A 16523-nucleotide genomic window follows, 5' to 3' on the forward strand; every position below is an offset into this window, starting at 1 on the left:
AAAAGCAGAACCTCTCAATCTACTTCGCTCTTTCTAATTTTAGCAGCTTATTTAAGCATCATGATTTAATCTGCTAATAACTAAGCTGAAAAATATAAAACTGAATTCAGGGCTGTTCTCTTCTTCTAACGGGCATACGCGCTTTTCCTTTTAGGATACCTCTGCCAGCTAAATAGCAAGTTCTCAGTTCCTCCCTAAGCTTTATCATAAGCTCCTGGGCTGTGTCATAATCCCCGTTCCTTACAGCTGCTTTTATTGCCTCCATCAGTTGCAGTGCCGCTGTTACATTGACTCCTAATCTTTCCATGACCATGAGCTGAGCTTCGACTCTTATGATTTCCCTTTGTAGCTTCATCTTAATGTCGCTCATTATCATTTTTCTAATGTCCTCACCGGCAAATCTGATAACAACTTCTGCTTTGGATTTTGCGGCTATTGCAAGACCATATGCCAGTCCATACTTTCCACTGTTGTATGCATCTTTTGCATCTTCAAGTTGCTTTTCTGCTATTCTTAAGAGGGTTTTAAGGGCAGGATTTGTTGCATTCTCAGCGAGTTCTTTTGCTGTGTTCACTTTTTCCTCAGCTATTTGTATTGCCTCAAGGGCCCTCTCAGCAGTTATGTTGAGATGGAGCTCTGTGCAGTTACATTCCTGCTTTCTAAGCTGTTTCATAATGTAAAGCATTGTTTGATTCATGGTGGGGGTTCCAATTATTGTGAAGTTGCCTGCCCTGACGTGTAGCCGCTCCATAACTTTTGTAATATTCGTGGTTTGGTTCACCAGCACTATCATTGCCCTCTCACGGATTGCAAGTTGCAGTGCCTTTTCAATTCCTGCTAAATCCGTACCTGCCACGAGGATAACTTTGTTTTGTAGCTGTAGTTGAAACTTTACAGTGGCGTTTCTAATTACTGCTAAATCTGTTTCATACCTGTTCTGTCCCCACCATCTTTCAACGCTAATGCCTAAATTCTGCAGGTCTTCAACGTATTCCTCTGGAACTGCCACTGGTCCCCCAATAATAATGACCTCATCTGGGGCATAGCTGATTATCTCCGCAGTTACATTGGGATTGTAGATTCCCCAAGGAGTCTTAACTATTACAACATTCACATTTACCGTTATATTCGCAATATAATCGGCCAATGCACAGTCCGCCTCATTATCACTCACTAAAATGACTACCATGGTTTCTGACGCATTTACAGGCGTGAATGTCAATGGGAGACCCAAGATTATCAAGCCAAACATCACTGACAGCATTTTTTTCCACATCATTCTCCATCACCCCCACTATTTTTAATAAACAAGATATATTTAAGCTTTTTTCACGAAATCGTCGCTTATTGTTTCCGTTTGTTCAATTTGAACCCAGTATTTTGTCCAATTCCCTGTTGATTGTTAAATAACGTTTGCAATCGTTTATCTATGTTTAAAACCACATCAAAAGTCAATTTAAAGACATTAAAAGAACATTAAAGAAGTCAGAAACAGTTAAGAACTTCAGGCTTCTTGAAGGACTTCATTGATGTGTTTGCTCTGATCTCTTAACTGCTGTGCCACTGAATTAGTCTGCTTGATCTCTTCAAGGAGTGCATCCAGGGATCTCTTCAACATATACAGTGAAGATGCAACTACAATGACCAAGACTACCCAAAAGCCAATTATCAAATAATCTATCCTTGTCATTTCAGGATAAAAGGAGGAAAAATATGGCCCAGGCATTCAACTTCCTCCCTGTTTTGCTTTTGCTATGGCTTCAGCTAAGATTTCCTTAAACTGCTCTCTGTCCAACTCATTGTTAACCTCTATCGTCTCAAGCAGCTGATCAGGCTGAGCTTCAATATTATAGTCTGCTTTTAGGATTTCAACAAGTTTTTGGGGATCTACATCATACATCTCGGCAAGTTGCTCCAATGTCAAACTCTTTAACATAGAGCCCGTTATCTCTATTGTTGTGTTATCAACCGTTACCGATATCTCTTCAGGTGATGTAGTCTCGGATGTAGTTTCTTCCTCGGCAGTTAATGCGGCAAACGCAAAATATCCACCAGCAAGTACTAAGCTAATTAAGATTAGACTTCCAACCACTTTAGCCCTACTTTTCTTAAATGCAGATTTGAGCATGACAACCATGCTGTTGAATCCGATTATTAAATGAACTGCCACTAAACCAATCATGACAAATCCCAGATATGTATGTACTGTTTCCCAAGTGTCCTTAGTTACACCCAAGAACGTCCACCCAATGGCGTCTGCTATTCTGCCTGACGGTGCTTGATAAAGCGCAATTCCAGATATCGCCACAAGTACAAACACCACTGTCAAAACTAAATCAACTGTCCCCCTTAACCAAGCTGGTGCCTTCATTTCCATCACCCACAATCCTTTTTAGTGCATTCCTCTTTTTGAGCCGTTACAGGTACAGGGATAACATTTTCTTTCTTCTCAATGATTAATGATGGCAGCAAAATTCCGAGTTTTTTCAGCAACTCCATAAAGCCCCCCTCCAAAATAAAAAAGGGAAAGAGGTCACTTCATAAGGAAGAACCCCACAATATCCCCATCATAGCTTAGGAATACTTTTATTCCGTTTTGAGTCTCGTATGCTTTGTACACTTCAAGTGAGCTGAGGTCGTAGTCACCTACTATCTTTCCAATGTATTCTCCATCAAGCACCAACTTTTGCACTGTAATTCCTCTTGGAGTAGTGAACTCCTCAATGGTGACACCGCTTAGATATTCTTGTATCTGCTGCTCATCAACATTGGCTTCTCCAAGGTATTGCCCTTTGATTCCAAGCCCCATAAACTGAGGAGTTCCCTTTCCATGCTCACCATTTTGACCATGCATGTATCTTGCTTTGACAAAGTTTTCACATGGACATTCTGTTGTGCCTGCTGTTTCTGAAGGGACACCCTGATATGCTGCAGCTGCTCCAAATACCAAACCAAATACCAAAGCCAACAACCCAATACCTAATATTTTCTTTCTCATGTTGAACCGCCTCTCCATATGTAACTTCATTATTACATATGTAGCTAAACTTTATAAAGTTTTCGGTTCAAAAAAAGAGCACTGGATGTTCGAAATTAGCCATCAATGATCGCAAACAATTCATGTTGCACCGTTTATTACGGAGAAGCTTCGAAAAATTTTGCTAAACAGAAAAATTTATTTGAATAGAGATCGTTAAATATTTATATTTTCTCAAGATGGAGCAGTTAAAGGTTTTTGTGAACTCAAAACTTTTATAGAATTTCACCATTATGAAATACGGTGGTTCTATGAAAGGTTGGTGGGGAAGAATTTTAAGAGTTGATTTAACAAACAACAAAGTCAAAGTGCAGGAATATTCTCCAGAAATTGCTCAACTTTTCATCGGTGGAAGGGGATTGGCAGCAAAGATTCTCTGGGATGAAGTCAAGGGAGTTGATCCTCTTAGCCCGGAAAACAAGCTTGTCATAGCAGCTGGACCATTTAACGGCCTCCCAACACCAAGCGGAGGAAAATTGGTGGTTGCCGCTAAGAGCCCACTTACTGGGGGATATGGGGACGGAAACATAGGAACAATGGCAACTGTGCATCTTAGAAAAGCTGGTTATGATGCCATTGTTATTGAAGGAAAAGCCAAAAAGCCCGTGTATCTTTACGTTGAAGATGATAATGTAAGCATTCTCAGTGCTGAGGGACTCTGGGGTCTTGATACCTTTAAGACCGAGGAAGAGCTGAAGAAGATACACGGCAAGAATGTGGGCATATTGAGCATTGGACCAGGTGGCGAGAATTTAGTGAAATATGCAGTTATAATGTCACAAGAAGGAAGAGCCGGAGGAAGACCTGGTATTGGTGCAGTAATGGGAAGCAAGAAGCTTAAGGCTATTGTAATTAAAGGAACAAAGGAAATTCCCGTAGCAGATAAAGAAGAGTTAAGAAAACTAAGCAAAGAGGCTTACGATGAGATACTGAGTAAGCCGACCTATGAGTTCTGGCACCGTCAGGGAACGATGGCAGCTGTAGAATGGACAAATGAAAACTCAGCACTTCCAACATACAACTTCCAAGACGGTTCATTCAAGTTTGCAAGATCAATTGACGGTTACACCTTAGAGGGTATGAAGGTCAAGCAGCGTGGCTGTCCCTACTGTAACATGCCCTGTGGAAACGTTGTTCTTGACGCCGAAGGATTGGAGAGCGAGCTCGATTATGAAAACGTTGCTTTGCTTGGCTCAAACCTTGGAATTGGACAGCTCAATAAGGTTGCAGTTTTGAACAGACTCGCCGACATGTACGGTCTTGACACGATATCTTTGGGCGGCTCAATAGCGTTTGTCATGGAAGCTGTTGAGAAAGGACTTCTCAAAGAAGGCCCAACGTTCGGAGACTACAAGGGAGCAAAAGAACTCGTCAAAGAGATCGCATTCAGGAGTAGCGAGCTTGGAAACTTCGCCGCTGAAGGTGTAATGAGAATGGCTCAAAAAGTGGAAGGAGGCGAAAACTTTGCAATGCACGTTAAAGGATTAGAGGTCAGTGGTTACAACAGTTATATCTATCCCGCAATGGCACTTGCATTTGCAACATCATCAATCGGTGCCCACCACAAGGAAGCATGGGTTATTGCTTGGGAAATCGGTACAGCACCAATTGAAGGAGAGCAGGCAAAGAAGGTTGAGTACAAGATCACATATAGCCCAGAAAAGGCTGCAAAGGTTATTGAGCTGCAGAGATACAGAGGTGGACTGTTCGAGATGCTCTCTGCATGTAGGCTGCCATGGATTGAGGTTGGACTAAGCATTGACTATTATCCAAAGCTCCTGAAGGCAATAACCGGAGTCACATACACATGGGGCGACCTCTTTGCAGCAGCTGACAGGCTCTATGCATTGATTAGAGCTTACTGGGTTAGAGAGTTCAACGGAAACTGGAGCAGGAGGATGGACTATCCACCAAAGAGATGGTTCATTGAGGGACTCAAGAGCGGGCCATACAAAGGCAAGCACCTTGAGGAGGACAAGTACGACAAGCTGCTCAGTGAATACTACAAGATGCGCGGCTGGGACGAGAGAGGAATCCCAACTAAGGAAACACTCCAGAAGCTCAAGCTTGACTTCGTCATTCCAGAGCTTGAGAAGGTTACGGAGCTTCATTAATCTTCTCTTTTGAAAACTTTTTTATTTGCCTGTTGAAGACGTTCTTAGAGGTGATGCTCATGATAAGAATTAAACTCATGGGTGCTTTGGCTCACTTAGCTGGATCAAGCGAGATTTATATTGAAGTTGATAAACCGAAAACAGTGGATGAGGTATTAAAGGAGATCGTCAAGGGTTACGACAAACTACATGACAAGATAATTATGGTCAACGGAAAAGTGGCGAGAGGAGACGTTATTGTGAAAGATGGGGATGAAATAAAGGTAATGCCGGTCTTAAGTGGTGGCTAAAATGGATGAGAAGCTAAAAGCCTGCAAAAACTGTCGGTGGTTTGGCCCAATTGACTCTTACTTTCTGACACAGGGGATATGCAGAAGGCAGATGAAAACAACCCACATGAACGCTATCTGTGATGACTGGGAGCCGTTATGGGGCAATAAAAATGAAGATAGCAAGGGTTAAAGGATTGGACTTCAAAATTCCAAAAGAGGCATGGTTTAGCTTTTTTAATACTCCCTATCCCGGACATAAGGTTGGAACTGCAATTGATGTCTATTTTCCAAACAAAGTCCTTTTCCCATTTGAAGAAGGAAAGGCTCTGGAGATTAAGAAAGTTAGAACTCCACGATATGTTCCAATTAGGGAAGATTACCTCACGATTTTCCAAGTTGAGGGGTTCTGCTTAAAAGCTCTTCATGTTAAACCCAGCATTAAAGTTGGAGATAAGGTCTATTTAGGAGATGAGATCGGTGAATTGGTTGTTTCAGGCTTTTTTAGGCCGTGGAGCGACAGACATGCCCACTTTGAACTGAGGGATTGCAAAGATAGATACAGGGCAAGAGGAGGCTTTTTAATGCATCCAAAAATTCTAAAACTCGTGCCCACAATTAAAGGGAACAGGTTTGAGGTTGTTGAGAAGACTGAACACTACTACTGGCTGAAGCCTCTAAAGAAAGGAAGGAAAAATCTAACGCCCTTATCTTTCGACGATATCCCAATTGAAGGTGGCTTGCCTCACTATCACTACGGAGCAATTTTTGGCAAACGAAGAAAAGTTGAGATTCTCGAAGCAAAGTTTTCGGTGGATCAAGAGCTTCCAAACGGAGTTGGGATTTTTAATGCTGATTTCCAGATATTTGCAAATCAACAAAAAGTGAAGGGTATAGGGATTTACTGCAACCAAGAGAAGATAAAGCTGATTGGGGGAAAGTTTGAGATTGGTGATGTTGTGGAGATTAGGTTCTTAAAAAATGTTACATAAAGCACTTTCACTTCTTATACACCCTCACATCCAAAACAACATGCCAGACTCCAGGGGCATAGCGCTTGATTATCCTGCTTTCCAAAAGCTCAGCCTCATAGCCGTACTCTTTTGCCGTTCTTTGGAAAGTTTCAAATGGTTCCTTGGGCATCAATTTTTCAGGAACAGTATTGTGATAGTGAATTACTGCCTCATCTTTCGCAATCTCCAGAGCCTTTGGAATAAATTCGTGAGTTTTAATTACATAACCCATAAGAATTCTGTCCGCAATGTTCTCTCCAGGAAAATCCCTATTATCGATGTTATACGCAGTCATTCTATCCTGAACTTTATTGAGCTCAATGTTCTCTACTAAGAATTTGAATGTGTATGGATTTTTCTCAATTGCAATGACTTTGGCCTTGCAGTGCTTTGCTATTGGGAGCGAGAGATGCCCAATTCCAGCAAACATATCCACAACGAGCTCATTGGGTTTTGCTATGCTTGCCATTCTAACTCTTTCCTTAACATTTGCTGGAGAGAACATCACTCTTGCCACATCAAGCTTGTAGAGAATACCGTTCTCCTTGTGAACCGTTACCGTGTCTTCGCCGTAAATAACCTCATAATGGGGCTCTCTAAATTCTCCCAAAATCCAACCCTTCCTTAGGACAGTCTTTACTTCCAAAACTTCAGCATAAACTTTGGCTATTTCATATTTATATGGCAAGAGCTCTTCTCTAAGCGGTAAAATCAAAACATCTCCAATTTGAACCCAATGCTTAGGGAGAAGATCAACTAACCCTTCAGGAAGCCTTTTGCTCAGTATCTCCCTTATTCGAGGTTTTATGAGCTGGGTCTTTCTCTTCTTCATCAGATGTAAGCTCCTTATGGGTGTTTAAAACTCTTTGGTATCATAAATCATTCGTAGTAACTTGTCGTTTCGGCAAAAAGCGATTAAAAAAGCTTAAAAAGAGGGAAGCCTATAAAGGTATTGAGAACAAAGCGGGGGTAGAGTTAAACAATGGATGATGAAGGCTCGAGTAGTTTTTGGCTCGTGAATATATTTAAATCAAAGAAGAAAAAGAATGGAGTTCTTGAACAAAAAATCACAGAGGATGCCTATGAGGATTTGAAGGCTCTTTTAATGAGGGCAAAGCCCGAAGTTGAGGAAGATAGGATTGTTCTGAAACTGCCCAGGGGCGATGTTATTCTAACAAAAGACAGCCTCAGAATTATTGCAGAGAGTAGAGAAGATGCAGAAAAAATTTTAAGAAATCTGCACCACTACTCAATGCCCCCAGGACTCTGGCCTGCTTATGGATTAAGCTATTCCATAAAGAGAGATTCTGCAGTTTTAAGGAAGAGTAAAGCGTGATTTTCTTATTTTTGTTTGTTCTCCTACTCTTTCAACACACCCCAAAGGTTTTAAGCTTAGTTTTAGATACTCTATTCAGCGGATGATGGGCCTTGCCCAGTCTGAGCGGTGATGACGTCGGTATTAGCTGACGCTACTTTAACTTCCATCAGGAGGTACAACAATGAGCGATGAACTTCTTGAGTTTTATGCAAGCGAAGCCTTAACCTGCCCCCGGCGCATATACTTTAGACTTAAAGGATACCCAGAGAAATGGCCTGAGTTCGTTAGAGTTAGACTGAACCAAGGCGTCAAGACTCACAATGTTTTAGGCGAAATTTTAAGTAAGCAATTTGGCTTTGAACTTGAAAAGCACATAGTTCTTCGCTCTTCTCGTCTCGGCTTTGAAATCCATGGAAGAATTGACGCCTATCGGGATTTCCCCATTGAGATAAAAGGCAAAACTTCACTTCCAAGGCTGCCCTATGAGTATCACCTCGCCCAGCTAAACATCTATCTAAGATGGGCAGAAAGCGAATATGGCTATCTTTATTATGTAAAACTTCATGAGAACCCCCACAGGGTCTTAAAATGGATAGACTTCTCAAGCTTTCCAATAGTCAAAGGGAAAAACTTCAAGGCTTTTGAGATTCCCTATGATGAAAAGCTGTTCAAGGAAACGATAAAGCAGTTTTACATTGTGAAAAAACATTATGAAAAAGACAAACCCCCTGAGGGATGGAGAAATTATATGTGTAAGTTCTGTCCCTACTATTACATCTGCTATGGGAACAACGGCTACGAACTCTGAGATTTCAGCTTATCTTTTATCTCCACTGGCAGTCTCTCATAGGTCTCGTTTAGAAATTTTATTAAGTCTGCAAGATCCTTGGCTGTTAAGTATGTTGTTTTTGAGCCCAATCCAACTATTAAAGCCGTGAACTCCTCTGGAGATACTTCCTCAAGTTCATCTAAGTGTTCGCTTATTCTTGGAATTAAATTAAGCTTACCAATGTGCCGTGCATTCTCAATATCAAGCTCCCACTCTTCGAGTTCCCTTCTGGCTGGACAGTCCAACCTCTCAACGAAGATCTTTATATCAGCTATTGGTGTTCCATCATCGGCATCAATAGGATCAATGTATATTCTGCTCTCCTCGATCCTGTGAATCCGGACAGTATATATAGCTAATGGGTTAGGTCTCACGGGAGAGCGGGTAGCAAAGACTCCAGTTAGGGGATTCTGCGGATTGCCGTGAGGATGGACCTTCAACACTCTTCTTTTTTCTAAAGTGTCGCTTTTATGAAACCAGAGGATAAGCTTGATAAAATCCCCCTCGTGTAAGCCATCAGCTGCATCCCTAAACTTGGGGAAAATCTCCAATATATCTTCCCCATCCCCTTTTCTAACAACTCCCACAGGTATAATCTTGAACTTCTCCATTCTATCACCTCACCTTCCACTTCAAATCTTTCTCAATCACTGCTTCAATTACTCCCTTGTTGTAAAGCTCTGCTATGAATGCCCTTATTGGAACTTGATTCAACGCCAAAGATTGAGGGGTTATCTTCGCTCCAAATGTCTTGGCTAAGCGGTAGCTCAGTTCACTTATGCTCATAAGTCTCTTTAATAGCTCTAAAATTTTCTTTTCAGCATCTTCAACCCTTTGGAGGTTAAATTCCAGCAGCTTTTCAGCTTCTTCTCCCTTAACAGGTTTTCCATGGGAGGGTATCAGCAGAAATCCTTCAATTGCATAATTATGTAATTGCATAATTGAAGCTTTAAATAGCTCCACGTCGACCAAATAAGGCACACCGACAGCTTGAATTATTCTCTCTCCAAAGAAGCTGTCTCCGCTATAGACGACACAGTTTTCTTCATCTACAAAACCCGTCATTCCCGGTGAATGTCCGCTGAGCTTTACTGTTTTTAGACCAAACAGTTCATCGTTCCACTCAAAAATAGCATGAACTTTAACCTCATGGGGGAACTGAAACACAAGGAAGCCTTTGGGGGCTTTTGAGCCAAAAGTTAGGAGCTCTCTATTAAGGGGGCTTTCTGCTATAGAAAATTCAAAGCGGTGGATGAAAAGAGGTTTGTCAATTTTTGTAGCAACGCTTATGTGATCGGCATGACCATGGGTTGCTAAAAGAGCCTTAACTTCACTCCCGAGCTTCTTAACTTCCCTCAGCAGATCTTTATGTCTTCCGCTTCCATGTCCTACATCAACAAGAACAGCTTTTCCTTCATGAATTTTTATCATCGTTGAAGGGCTTCCCGGGTAGAGATACAAATTTTCACCCAACTTTTTTGTTCCCATAAAAATCACCAAGGAAGTTAGGATGGCAGAAGTAATTAATTTTTCCTAAGCTTCTCCACTTCCTCAATAAGCTCTTGGAAATACTTGTGAAATTCGCTTTTCTTTAGATACTCAAGTGCTGACCAAAATTCGTCTAAATTTCCAAAACCAGCAATCTCGTATTCATATGCCTGAAGAGTCATCTCAAGCTTGTCTGCAAACTTGACTAATCTACCTTCCAAACTGCTTTCTTCCTCATACTCCTCGAACAGCTTGAAATATTCCAAGCTTTTATCTCCAACCTCAAGTAAAAGCTCCATAACAGCCTTTTTTTCAGCCTTTCTCTTATCCACGTATCTTTGGGCATCTAAAGGGAGATCTGTGATTTTGGATTCTCCAAGGTCGTGGAGAAGGGCAATCTTGAGGGCTTTTTCTACATTGACGTCAATACCTCTGCCCCTAAGATCTTCTGCCAAGAAAAGGGTTATAAAAGCAACTCTAAAGCTGTGATCTGCAACACTTTCAGGATTTGGAACCCCTCTAAGCAACCATCCCATCCTGGGTAGGCGCTTAAGTTTTCCCGCTTCAATAAACAGCCTCAGCATAGCTACTCCTCCGAGACGTACAAAGCCTTTTCAGTTTCTATAGCCTTAGCTATGATTCCATCTCCCACGAATCTGCCGTAGACTTTCACCTGTTCCCCTATCCCTATATGAGGAGTGCCCGAAAATTCAATTTTCAAACCATTTATACGAAAAGTCGTTCTGTAGCTTGGCAGTTCCATCGGAAGGAATTCTATGAGTGGTTTGTCCTCTACGATTCCCTCAAGAACTACGTTTTTACCTCGAAATTTATTATCTCTCAGCTCATCGGGAAGAACGATGTAATAGTAGTGATGACCGAACTTAACCCTCTTGGGCATCTCAACCACCTTTATGCTTATATTACCCTCTGAGTGATATACTTATCGGTGAGAAACATGATAAAGATTGCGATCATTGGTGCTGAAAACGTAGGTAAGTCTACGCTCATGAATGCACTCCTTGGAAGGAAAGTCTCTGAAACTGCCGAGATTCCAGGAACCACAAAAAGTATCATAAGGAAAACTTTTGGAAAAATTAAGATTCCAAAAACTATGAAAAATCCATTCGGGGGAGCAGATGAGTTTGTATTAATTGATACGGCGGGGCTTTTTGATCCCAAATATGAGTTCAGAGGGAAGGTTTTAAGTGAAGAAAAGTTTAAGGAAATTTTAGACGAAATAACATCAGCCGATATCATCATTCACATGATCGACGCCCAGTACGGTCTGCATAGGGGAATGGAGAAGCTCCACCATCTATTGAAGTTCAGATACGAAAAACCGATAATTGTTGTGATTAACAAAATCGACTTGGTTCCGAGAGAGAGGGTTGAGGAACTCAGACAAATCGTAAAAAAGCGCTTAGAGCAGGAACCCATACTCTTGTCTTTGGTCACATATGAGGGGTTCAATGATCTCCTGAAAGCACTTGTATATTATGCCCAATACGCGAAGAAAAGCTAAGTTCTCCTTGTGTATTTTAAGTACTTTGAAATTTTAGCAAGAGCGTTTAATGAGATGACGTCATCAGGCAAAGCATATTCGTTTGCAAGTTCTTCAGCTAATTCCTTGGGGATGCCGCCTTTAATCAGTGCTTTTTTAAATTTCCGTTTGCTCTTTCTTATTGTTCTTTTGATCCCTGCTAAGTTCCACAGAAACTTGGGTATCAAAAATAAAAGTCTGAAAAAAGAAAGAACCATTAAAGCTCCTCCTCAAAGTCTTTTGTCACCTTCTTTTTTCCAAATTTCTTTAGTTCCTCAAAATTCTTTATTTTGCCCATTTTCTCTTTCATGAATGCAGCTATCAGCGTTTTTATGAAGTTCATGCTCTCCATGTATTCCTTTGTAAGCTCAAACGCTTTATCTGGATCCATACCTGCCGCAACGAGCTCTTTGTAAAAATTGGCAACGTTTTTACCGAATTTTTCAGCTTTATCTGGGTCGTATGCTTCGTTTATTAATTCTTTTATTGGGCCAAATATGGAGTCCATTATTTTTGGAAGGCTCTCTGAGAGAACACCCATAACTTCCTTGAGCTCTTGTATGTCCTCCTCATCGCCCTTGCTCTTTTCATATGTCTTCAGCATGTCTCTCATTATCTCAATTTTTTCTTCTATAATTTCTAAGTCCTCCTCGCTCTTAGCCTCCCTGAGCTGCTGGGTGAGATCCTTTATTGTTTCTTCAATCAGCTTCTTTATCTTGTCCTCGTTATCCACAGATTTTTCTATTGCTTCAAGGACTTTTTTCTTTATTTCCTTTTCAAACTCTTTTTCATCAAACTCCATCTTTACCACCTCAATAATTATTTTCTCTGGTCAAACCTAATTGGGATTCCGATTAAATCAAACCACTTATTGATCACTTCTTTTCTTAGTGTGTAACATCTCCCCTTCTCACCTTCCACCATTTCAAAAACGTTGAGCTTCAAAAGGAGCTCCACTTTTTCCCTGACGGTATTTCTCGAACCTTTTCCACGTCTCGCTTTGAGTTCTCTCGCTATCTGACTTATGTTCGCTTTTTTGAGGTCAAACACTATCTTGACTATTTCTCTTGCAATAGGATCGTGCCTGATTTCGGGTATCACAATATCAATGCTGAGCTCTCCATACTGTGCATAGATGTTTATGAGTCTGAGATAGTTCTGAGCCAATTGGGAGACAAGTTCAAAGCTTTTCATAAGCTCATCCAGTGCTTTTCTTAAGGTCTTTAGTTCCTCTGCAAGCTTCTCGACATCGTCGTTCTCTGCCATTGCTGTCCCCATTACTCTTTATGGTTGCTCAATTCATATAGGTGTTTTGATTAAAATTGAACAACTAAAGTATCTCTATATTCCCCTTGGCAACCCAATATCTAAAGCTCTTGAGCTCAAAATTCGGAAGAAGAGATTTGGTTATTCTAAGCTTCCCACCAATTCTGTTTTCAACTTCATGGGAAGTTATGGATATCACCTGATCAGCTATACTGGACAGCCATGCTGAGAACCTTGGTGAAATCTCATCCCTGTTAAGAAAGTAAATTCTCGTTGGAAATGCAATGCCCTTTTCAAGTTTTAACTTTTCATTAAACGCCATAGACTCTTCAATTACCTTCATGTATCTTTCCTCACCGATACGCATTGCAAAAGAACCTGCCGTGAATATTGCAGCAATTGAGTTTTCAATTTGCTCTGGGGTTAAAATTCTTTCAAAGAGCTCAACCATCTTCGGGATATACATCCTTGGATCAAAGCTTCCAAATTGATGAACCCCATCATACGAATATTTTATGCCATACAATGATCCAAATACATCAAGTATCTTCAGCCTGCCTTCTTTCAGCATTGCCTCAGCATTCAAACCAACTACAGAAAGGCGGTTGAAAAGATTCGAAAGCGGGTATCTGTGGTTGATCAAAATCCCTAAATCCCCCTCATCAATTCTGTTCTTTAGAATCTTGAGTCCCAATATCCACCCGGCAGAGCCATTTAAATCACTTTCATACGAAATTACAATAAGGCCCCCTTTAATGAGCCCTCCTCCCAATGCCAAGTCCAGTTCGGGAATTCCTGTAGACACAACTCTCATTCTATTCACCTGCTAAGTGTAGTTACATCTAATAGTTCATAAGGTTTTAGCTCAGAGGGTGCCGCTTCGCTCTTTGAGCGTATTTAAGAGAACGGGCTTAATATCGCTGAGAGTTTTCCTATCAAACACATTCTCCCTTTGAAGAGAATACCTAAGAATTGCCATTTTTTCAAAAGCTGTTAAAAGATTTTCATCTTTTGAATTCAATGCCAGTTGCCGTAGTATGCGGTACATTTCTTCGATGGTATCCATAAGCAGAACTCTGTCATTGAAGATATCATCCCCTGCCAAAATCCTATCCACAAGCTTTAAAACAAATTCAATTTTTTCGTATTTACCAGTTCTGGACAATCTGGTAATAATTGACATTTTTTACACCCTATGTTCTTTTTTCAGCTCGTCTTCAATTACTTTCACCAGTATTTCAGATATAAGCACCGAAGAGAGCTTTGGATCTTCAACGTGCATTACAAGATCAAGAGCATCCCCGATCTTGTTATTCTTCAGAAGATAATGGGCAATGTCCCCTAAAGCCAATGAACGAAGTTTCCTGCTTTTTAGTCTGCTTGTCATTCGAGCAGCTTCGACAACTTGTCCAATTTTAAGGTAATATTGAACCGCTTTAACAATGACTTCTTCTGACTCAATTTTTTCCGAAATATATCTTGCGATGGACGAGTATTCGGGAGAGGGGTTGTCTATAAGATAGTTTAGAACAGCCTTGCTTGCTATTTCAGAGTCCTTGGGATCGAGTATTTGAAGATAAGGTATAACAGTACCGGGTCTTCTTTCCATGAGAACTTTCATAATTTCAATGAGCTTCTGCTCTTTATCACTTACATGCGACAGTGCTTCCACTGAATGAGCTATGTCTCCGTTTATAGCAAATATCACAGCTAAATCCTCGTTTATGTCAATTCCAAGGTTATCAGAAATTTCGATTGCCACAGTTAGAAGGCGATCAGCATATTTTTTATCAAGATCCTTGTGCTTTAAATAAAATAGAACTTCTTTCACTGTCTGTTTGAGCCAGTACTTACTTTTAAGTTCTTTTATCATTAAAATCGCTCTGTCATATTCACCAATTTTTAAATAGGACTTTATGATCTCTGCAATTGCATAAGATCTGTAGGGCTCTTCACTGATGTGCTCGAGAATCAACTCAATTTTTCTAATTCTATAAATGATCCTAATTTTCTCCCCAACAAGGGTACTTAGGTATTCTTTTAGAATGTTTACGAGTATCTCATTCTTTAACTTTTCATTTGATATGTACTCAGAATAATAAAAAGCCTCATCGATCTCACCAAGCTGGAGCATGTAAGATATTAGATCCCTAAACAGCTTATCACGGGTTTTCTTTGGCAAAATCATGATGTCCTCAGCAAGCTGTCTAAACATCTTTTTTGAGGACTTCATTTTTGCTTTCCCGAGATAGAATGCAATAGCCAGAAGAGCTTTTAAGATTTCGACTGGATTGTCTATCTCTTCTGCAGCATCGAAAGCCTTTTTAAATGCTTGTTCATAGAGAGGATTCTTAGCCAGTGCCAGTGTTGCCCCAATTCTTGCATAGGTAACGGCCCTAATATAGGGGCTTTGGATAGCATCTACTGAAGCGAGTGCTTCTTTAATGAGCATATATGCATCACCTGATTTAATTTGTTTTTGTTTGGGTGTCAATCCTTATTAATTTTCGGTTGCCAAATCTTTTTAAAGCATGACTATTAGCTTCCCACTATGTATGCATTAATACTTGGAAAGAATCCTAAGCTGAGCGAAGCAGAGTTTTACTCATTTGTAAGAAGATTCGGACTCAAAATTAAGATTGTTGAAACTTCCCACAACTGGATAATCTTTGAGAGCTCCAAAAAAGTAGAGTACCTTTTTCACAAACTTGGCGGCGCACTGAAGCTTGTAAGAATCATAGGGAATGGGGAAGATGCAGTAAAAAAACTTACATATTCAAAGCTTTTTACAGTTAGCATCTACGGGAAAGAGGACTGGAAGCTCTGGAGAAAGCTTGGAAGCCAGATAAAGAAAACCTTCAAGAGTGAAGGTTCTGCTAAATTCTTTAAGCCAGCCAAGGTCTATGCTATGCCATCTGAACTAATTCTAAAAGGATTCCCAGAGACCAAGGATTTTGTGTTCATCTATGGAGAAAGACTCTGGGTGGGCGAGACGATAAAAACTACCGACCCATTTGAGCTGAAAAAGCTTGATGTTGAGAGACCAGTTCAAAGAGCAATTTTTTCAATCCCCCCCAGATTAGCGAGGATAATGGTTAATCTGACAGAGATTAGGCAAGGAAATTTCTTGGATCCCTTCTGTGGCATTGGAACAATAGTGCAGGAATTCCTCCTCCAAGGGCTGAATGCATATGGGAGTGACTCAGATCCTAAGGCAATTAAAGGAGCAAAAGAAAACCTGAAGTGGTTGAAGAAAGAATTTAAAGTCAAAAAAACCGCTCACTTAGAAGTGTGTGATGCCAGAAAGCTTAAGCGCTGCTTTAGAACTAAGTTTGATGCCATAGTTACAGAACCCTGGCTGGGAAAGCCTCTCAAGTATAATCCCACAAGGGGAGATGCCATACAAATGGCAAATCAACTTGACCGCTTTTATTATCAGGTCTTCGACAGTTTTAGAGACGTGCTTAAAAGAAATGGGAGAGTTGTATTTGTATTTCCAGCATACAAACTCAAGGATGGGAGGATATACAGGAAAGAAAGAAAATGGCTGGAAAAGCTTGGCTTTGAAGTCTTAGCGAAATACACTGACTTTGAGGAAAGGCATAGAGTGGTTAGAGACATCCATGTGCTGAGGTTTAAAGGCTAA

24 protein-coding genes are annotated in these 16523 nt (G+C 40.6%); 8 read left to right on the forward strand and 16 right to left on the reverse strand.

Features of this window, described 5'->3' with window-relative positions:
• Positions 1–106 precede the first annotated feature (106 nt).
• From VFC49_RS02075 to VFC49_RS02095, 5 genes are all read right to left on the reverse strand, one after another.
• Complete coding sequence (locus tag VFC49_RS02075) at positions 107–1279, reverse strand: hypothetical protein (RefSeq protein ID WP_324735980.1); 1173 nt, start codon at positions 1277–1279, stop codon at positions 107–109.
• A gap of 225 nt (positions 1280–1504) precedes the next feature.
• The gene (locus VFC49_RS02080; RefSeq protein WP_324735981.1) at positions 1505–1726 is read right to left on the reverse strand and encodes a hypothetical protein; all 222 of its coding nucleotides are present in this window, start codon (positions 1724–1726) and stop codon (positions 1505–1507) included.
• Entirely contained in the window at positions 1727–2377 is a 651-nt protein-coding gene (locus VFC49_RS02085; protein WP_324735982.1) for a DUF4405 domain-containing protein, read from the reverse strand.
• Complete coding sequence (locus VFC49_RS02090; RefSeq protein WP_324735983.1) at positions 2377–2499, reverse strand: hypothetical protein; 123 nt, start codon at positions 2497–2499, stop codon at positions 2377–2379. Before VFC49_RS02090 ends, VFC49_RS02085 begins: the two co-directional genes overlap by 1 nt.
• 34 nt (positions 2500–2533) lie before the next feature.
• Positions 2534–3028, reverse strand: coding sequence for a hypothetical protein (locus tag VFC49_RS02095; RefSeq protein WP_324735984.1), 495 nt, complete (start codon positions 3026–3028; stop codon positions 2534–2536).
• Positions 3029–3288: 260 nt separating this feature from the next.
• Between VFC49_RS02095 and for the strand changes: the two genes are divergently transcribed.
• Genes for through VFC49_RS02115 form a run of 4 tightly spaced genes read left to right on the forward strand, consistent with a single transcriptional unit; the run spans position 3289 to position 6412 of the window.
• On the forward strand, positions 3289–5151 hold the full coding sequence (for, locus tag VFC49_RS02100; RefSeq protein ID WP_324735985.1) for a tungsten-containing formaldehyde ferredoxin oxidoreductase: 1863 nt from the start codon (positions 3289–3291) through the stop codon (positions 5149–5151).
• Between the two features lie 59 nt (positions 5152–5210).
• Positions 5211–5441, forward strand: a complete 231-nt coding sequence (locus tag VFC49_RS02105; protein ID WP_324735986.1) for a MoaD/ThiS family protein — start codon at positions 5211–5213, stop codon at positions 5439–5441.
• 1 nt (position 5442) lies between these two features.
• The gene (locus VFC49_RS02110) at positions 5443–5613 is read left to right on the forward strand and encodes a hypothetical protein (RefSeq protein ID WP_324735987.1); all 171 of its coding nucleotides are present in this window, start codon (positions 5443–5445) and stop codon (positions 5611–5613) included.
• The gene (locus tag VFC49_RS02115; RefSeq protein WP_324735988.1) at positions 5594–6412 is read left to right on the forward strand and encodes a hypothetical protein; all 819 of its coding nucleotides are present in this window, start codon (positions 5594–5596) and stop codon (positions 6410–6412) included. The genes VFC49_RS02110 and VFC49_RS02115 overlap by 20 nt, the downstream gene beginning before the upstream one ends.
• A gap of 7 nt (positions 6413–6419) precedes the next feature.
• Here VFC49_RS02115 and taw2 read toward each other — a convergent pair whose 3' ends face one another.
• The gene (gene taw2, locus VFC49_RS02120; protein ID WP_324735989.1) at positions 6420–7265 is read right to left on the reverse strand and encodes a tRNA(Phe) (4-demethylwyosine(37)-C(7)) aminocarboxypropyltransferase Taw2; all 846 of its coding nucleotides are present in this window, start codon (positions 7263–7265) and stop codon (positions 6420–6422) included.
• A gap of 150 nt (positions 7266–7415) precedes the next feature.
• On the opposite strand from taw2, the gene VFC49_RS02125 reads away from it, so the two are divergent.
• Positions 7416–7769 (forward strand): hypothetical protein, encoded by a 354-nt coding sequence (locus tag VFC49_RS02125; protein WP_324735990.1) that lies wholly within the window; start codon positions 7416–7418, stop codon positions 7767–7769.
• 163 nt (positions 7770–7932) lie between these two features.
• Complete coding sequence (gene cas4 / locus VFC49_RS02130; RefSeq protein ID WP_324735991.1) at positions 7933–8559, forward strand: CRISPR-associated protein Cas4; 627 nt, start codon at positions 7933–7935, stop codon at positions 8557–8559.
• On the opposite strand, the gene tsaA is transcribed toward cas4, so the two are convergent.
• From tsaA to VFC49_RS02150, 4 genes are read right to left on the reverse strand one after another with little or no spacing between them, the layout of a single operon-like run.
• On the reverse strand, positions 8547–9191 hold the full coding sequence (tsaA, locus tag VFC49_RS02135) for a tRNA (N6-threonylcarbamoyladenosine(37)-N6)-methyltransferase TrmO (protein ID WP_324735992.1): 645 nt from the start codon (positions 9189–9191) through the stop codon (positions 8547–8549). The genes cas4 and tsaA overlap by 13 nt on opposite strands.
• A gap of 4 nt (positions 9192–9195) precedes the next feature.
• On the reverse strand, positions 9196–10068 hold the full coding sequence (locus VFC49_RS02140; protein ID WP_324735993.1) for an MBL fold metallo-hydrolase: 873 nt from the start codon (positions 10066–10068) through the stop codon (positions 9196–9198).
• Positions 10069–10103: 35 nt separating this feature from the next.
• Positions 10104–10652 (reverse strand): HD family hydrolase, encoded by a 549-nt coding sequence (locus VFC49_RS02145; protein WP_324735994.1) that lies wholly within the window; start codon positions 10650–10652, stop codon positions 10104–10106.
• Positions 10653–10654: 2 nt separating this feature from the next.
• Positions 10655–10969, reverse strand: a complete 315-nt coding sequence (locus VFC49_RS02150; RefSeq protein ID WP_013467072.1) for a hypothetical protein — start codon at positions 10967–10969, stop codon at positions 10655–10657.
• 57 nt (positions 10970–11026) lie between these two features.
• On the opposite strand from VFC49_RS02150, the gene VFC49_RS02155 reads away from it, so the two are divergent.
• Entirely contained in the window at positions 11027–11593 is a 567-nt protein-coding gene (locus VFC49_RS02155) for an Era-like GTP-binding protein (protein WP_324735995.1), read from the forward strand.
• Here VFC49_RS02155 and VFC49_RS02160 read toward each other — a convergent pair.
• The 6 genes from VFC49_RS02160 to VFC49_RS02185 are packed head-to-tail and all read right to left on the reverse strand — an operon-like array spanning position 11590 to position 15329.
• Positions 11590–11829: a hypothetical protein gene (locus VFC49_RS02160; RefSeq protein WP_324735996.1), complete on the reverse strand. Its 240-nt coding sequence runs from the start codon at positions 11827–11829 to the stop codon at positions 11590–11592. The two genes, VFC49_RS02155 and VFC49_RS02160, sit on opposite strands and share 4 nt — an antisense overlap.
• The gene (locus VFC49_RS02165) at positions 11829–12413 is read right to left on the reverse strand and encodes a hypothetical protein (protein ID WP_324735997.1); all 585 of its coding nucleotides are present in this window, start codon (positions 12411–12413) and stop codon (positions 11829–11831) included. The genes VFC49_RS02160 and VFC49_RS02165 overlap by 1 nt, the downstream gene beginning before the upstream one ends.
• 17 nt (positions 12414–12430) lie before the next feature.
• Positions 12431–12889 carry an ArsR family transcriptional regulator gene (locus VFC49_RS02170; protein WP_324735998.1) on the reverse strand — a complete coding sequence of 153 codons (459 nt, stop codon included), beginning with the start codon at positions 12887–12889 and terminating at the stop codon, positions 12431–12433.
• A gap of 52 nt (positions 12890–12941) precedes the next feature.
• Positions 12942–13691 (reverse strand): ATPase domain-containing protein, encoded by a 750-nt coding sequence (locus VFC49_RS02175; RefSeq protein ID WP_324735999.1) that lies wholly within the window; start codon positions 13689–13691, stop codon positions 12942–12944.
• Positions 13692–13742: 51 nt separating this feature from the next.
• Positions 13743–14060, reverse strand: coding sequence for a hypothetical protein (locus tag VFC49_RS02180; RefSeq protein WP_324736000.1), 318 nt, complete (start codon positions 14058–14060; stop codon positions 13743–13745).
• A gap of 3 nt (positions 14061–14063) precedes the next feature.
• On the reverse strand, positions 14064–15329 hold the full coding sequence (locus VFC49_RS02185) for a hypothetical protein (protein ID WP_324736001.1): 1266 nt from the start codon (positions 15327–15329) through the stop codon (positions 14064–14066).
• 99 nt (positions 15330–15428) lie between these two features.
• Here VFC49_RS02185 and VFC49_RS02190 point away from each other — a divergent pair, with 99 nt between their 5' ends.
• Positions 15429–16523: a TRM11 family methyltransferase gene (locus tag VFC49_RS02190; protein ID WP_324736002.1), complete on the forward strand. Its 1095-nt coding sequence runs from the start codon at positions 15429–15431 to the stop codon at positions 16521–16523.

Origin of the sequence: Thermococcus sp. SY098, from assembly GCF_035621495.1 — an archaeon.
Classification (GTDB): Archaea; Methanobacteriota_B; Thermococci; order Thermococcales; family Thermococcaceae; genus Thermococcus_B.

Coding starts and splice junctions, on each gene's coding strand:
- VFC49_RS02170 (WP_324735998.1), bottom strand. CDS start 12,889: ATGGGGACAGCAATGGCAGAGAACGACGATGTCGAGAAGCTTGCAGAG.
- VFC49_RS02185 (WP_324736001.1), bottom strand. CDS start 15,329: ATGCTCATTAAAGAAGCACTCGCTTCAGTAGATGCTATCCAAAGCCCC.
- VFC49_RS02115 (WP_324735988.1), top strand. CDS start 5,594: ATGAAGATAGCAAGGGTTAAAGGATTGGACTTCAAAATTCCAAAAGAG.
- tsaA (WP_324735992.1), bottom strand. CDS start 9,191: ATGGAGAAGTTCAAGATTATACCTGTGGGAGTTGTTAGAAAAGGGGAT.
- VFC49_RS02085 (WP_324735982.1), bottom strand. CDS start 2,377: ATGGAAATGAAGGCACCAGCTTGGTTAAGGGGGACAGTTGATTTAGTT.
- VFC49_RS02110 (WP_324735987.1), top strand. CDS start 5,443: ATGGATGAGAAGCTAAAAGCCTGCAAAAACTGTCGGTGGTTTGGCCCA.
- VFC49_RS02145 (WP_324735994.1), bottom strand. CDS start 10,652: ATGCTGAGGCTGTTTATTGAAGCGGGAAAACTTAAGCGCCTACCCAGG.
- cas4 (WP_324735991.1), top strand. CDS start 7,933: ATGAGCGATGAACTTCTTGAGTTTTATGCAAGCGAAGCCTTAACCTGC.
- VFC49_RS02080 (WP_324735981.1), bottom strand. CDS start 1,726: ATGCCTGGGCCATATTTTTCCTCCTTTTATCCTGAAATGACAAGGATA.
- VFC49_RS02175 (WP_324735999.1), bottom strand. CDS start 13,691: ATGAGAGTTGTGTCTACAGGAATTCCCGAACTGGACTTGGCATTGGGA.
- VFC49_RS02190 (WP_324736002.1), top strand. CDS start 15,429: ATGTATGCATTAATACTTGGAAAGAATCCTAAGCTGAGCGAAGCAGAG.
- VFC49_RS02105 (WP_324735986.1), top strand. CDS start 5,211: ATGATAAGAATTAAACTCATGGGTGCTTTGGCTCACTTAGCTGGATCA.
- VFC49_RS02155 (WP_324735995.1), top strand. CDS start 11,027: ATGATAAAGATTGCGATCATTGGTGCTGAAAACGTAGGTAAGTCTACG.
- VFC49_RS02180 (WP_324736000.1), bottom strand. CDS start 14,060: ATGTCAATTATTACCAGATTGTCCAGAACTGGTAAATACGAAAAAATT.
- VFC49_RS02090 (WP_324735983.1), bottom strand. CDS start 2,499: ATGGAGTTGCTGAAAAAACTCGGAATTTTGCTGCCATCATTAATCATT.
- VFC49_RS02125 (WP_324735990.1), top strand. CDS start 7,416: ATGGATGATGAAGGCTCGAGTAGTTTTTGGCTCGTGAATATATTTAAA.
- VFC49_RS02095 (WP_324735984.1), bottom strand. CDS start 3,028: ATGAAGTTACATATGGAGAGGCGGTTCAACATGAGAAAGAAAATATTA.
- VFC49_RS02165 (WP_324735997.1), bottom strand. CDS start 12,413: ATGGAGTTTGATGAAAAAGAGTTTGAAAAGGAAATAAAGAAAAAAGTC.
- VFC49_RS02150 (WP_013467072.1), bottom strand. CDS start 10,969: ATGCCCAAGAGGGTTAAGTTCGGTCATCACTACTATTACATCGTTCTT.
- VFC49_RS02075 (WP_324735980.1), bottom strand. CDS start 1,279: ATGATGTGGAAAAAAATGCTGTCAGTGATGTTTGGCTTGATAATCTTG.
- VFC49_RS02160 (WP_324735996.1), bottom strand. CDS start 11,829: ATGGTTCTTTCTTTTTTCAGACTTTTATTTTTGATACCCAAGTTTCTG.
- VFC49_RS02140 (WP_324735993.1), bottom strand. CDS start 10,068: ATGGGAACAAAAAAGTTGGGTGAAAATTTGTATCTCTACCCGGGAAGC.
- taw2 (WP_324735989.1), bottom strand. CDS start 7,265: ATGAAGAAGAGAAAGACCCAGCTCATAAAACCTCGAATAAGGGAGATA.
- for (WP_324735985.1), top strand. CDS start 3,289: ATGAAAGGTTGGTGGGGAAGAATTTTAAGAGTTGATTTAACAAACAAC.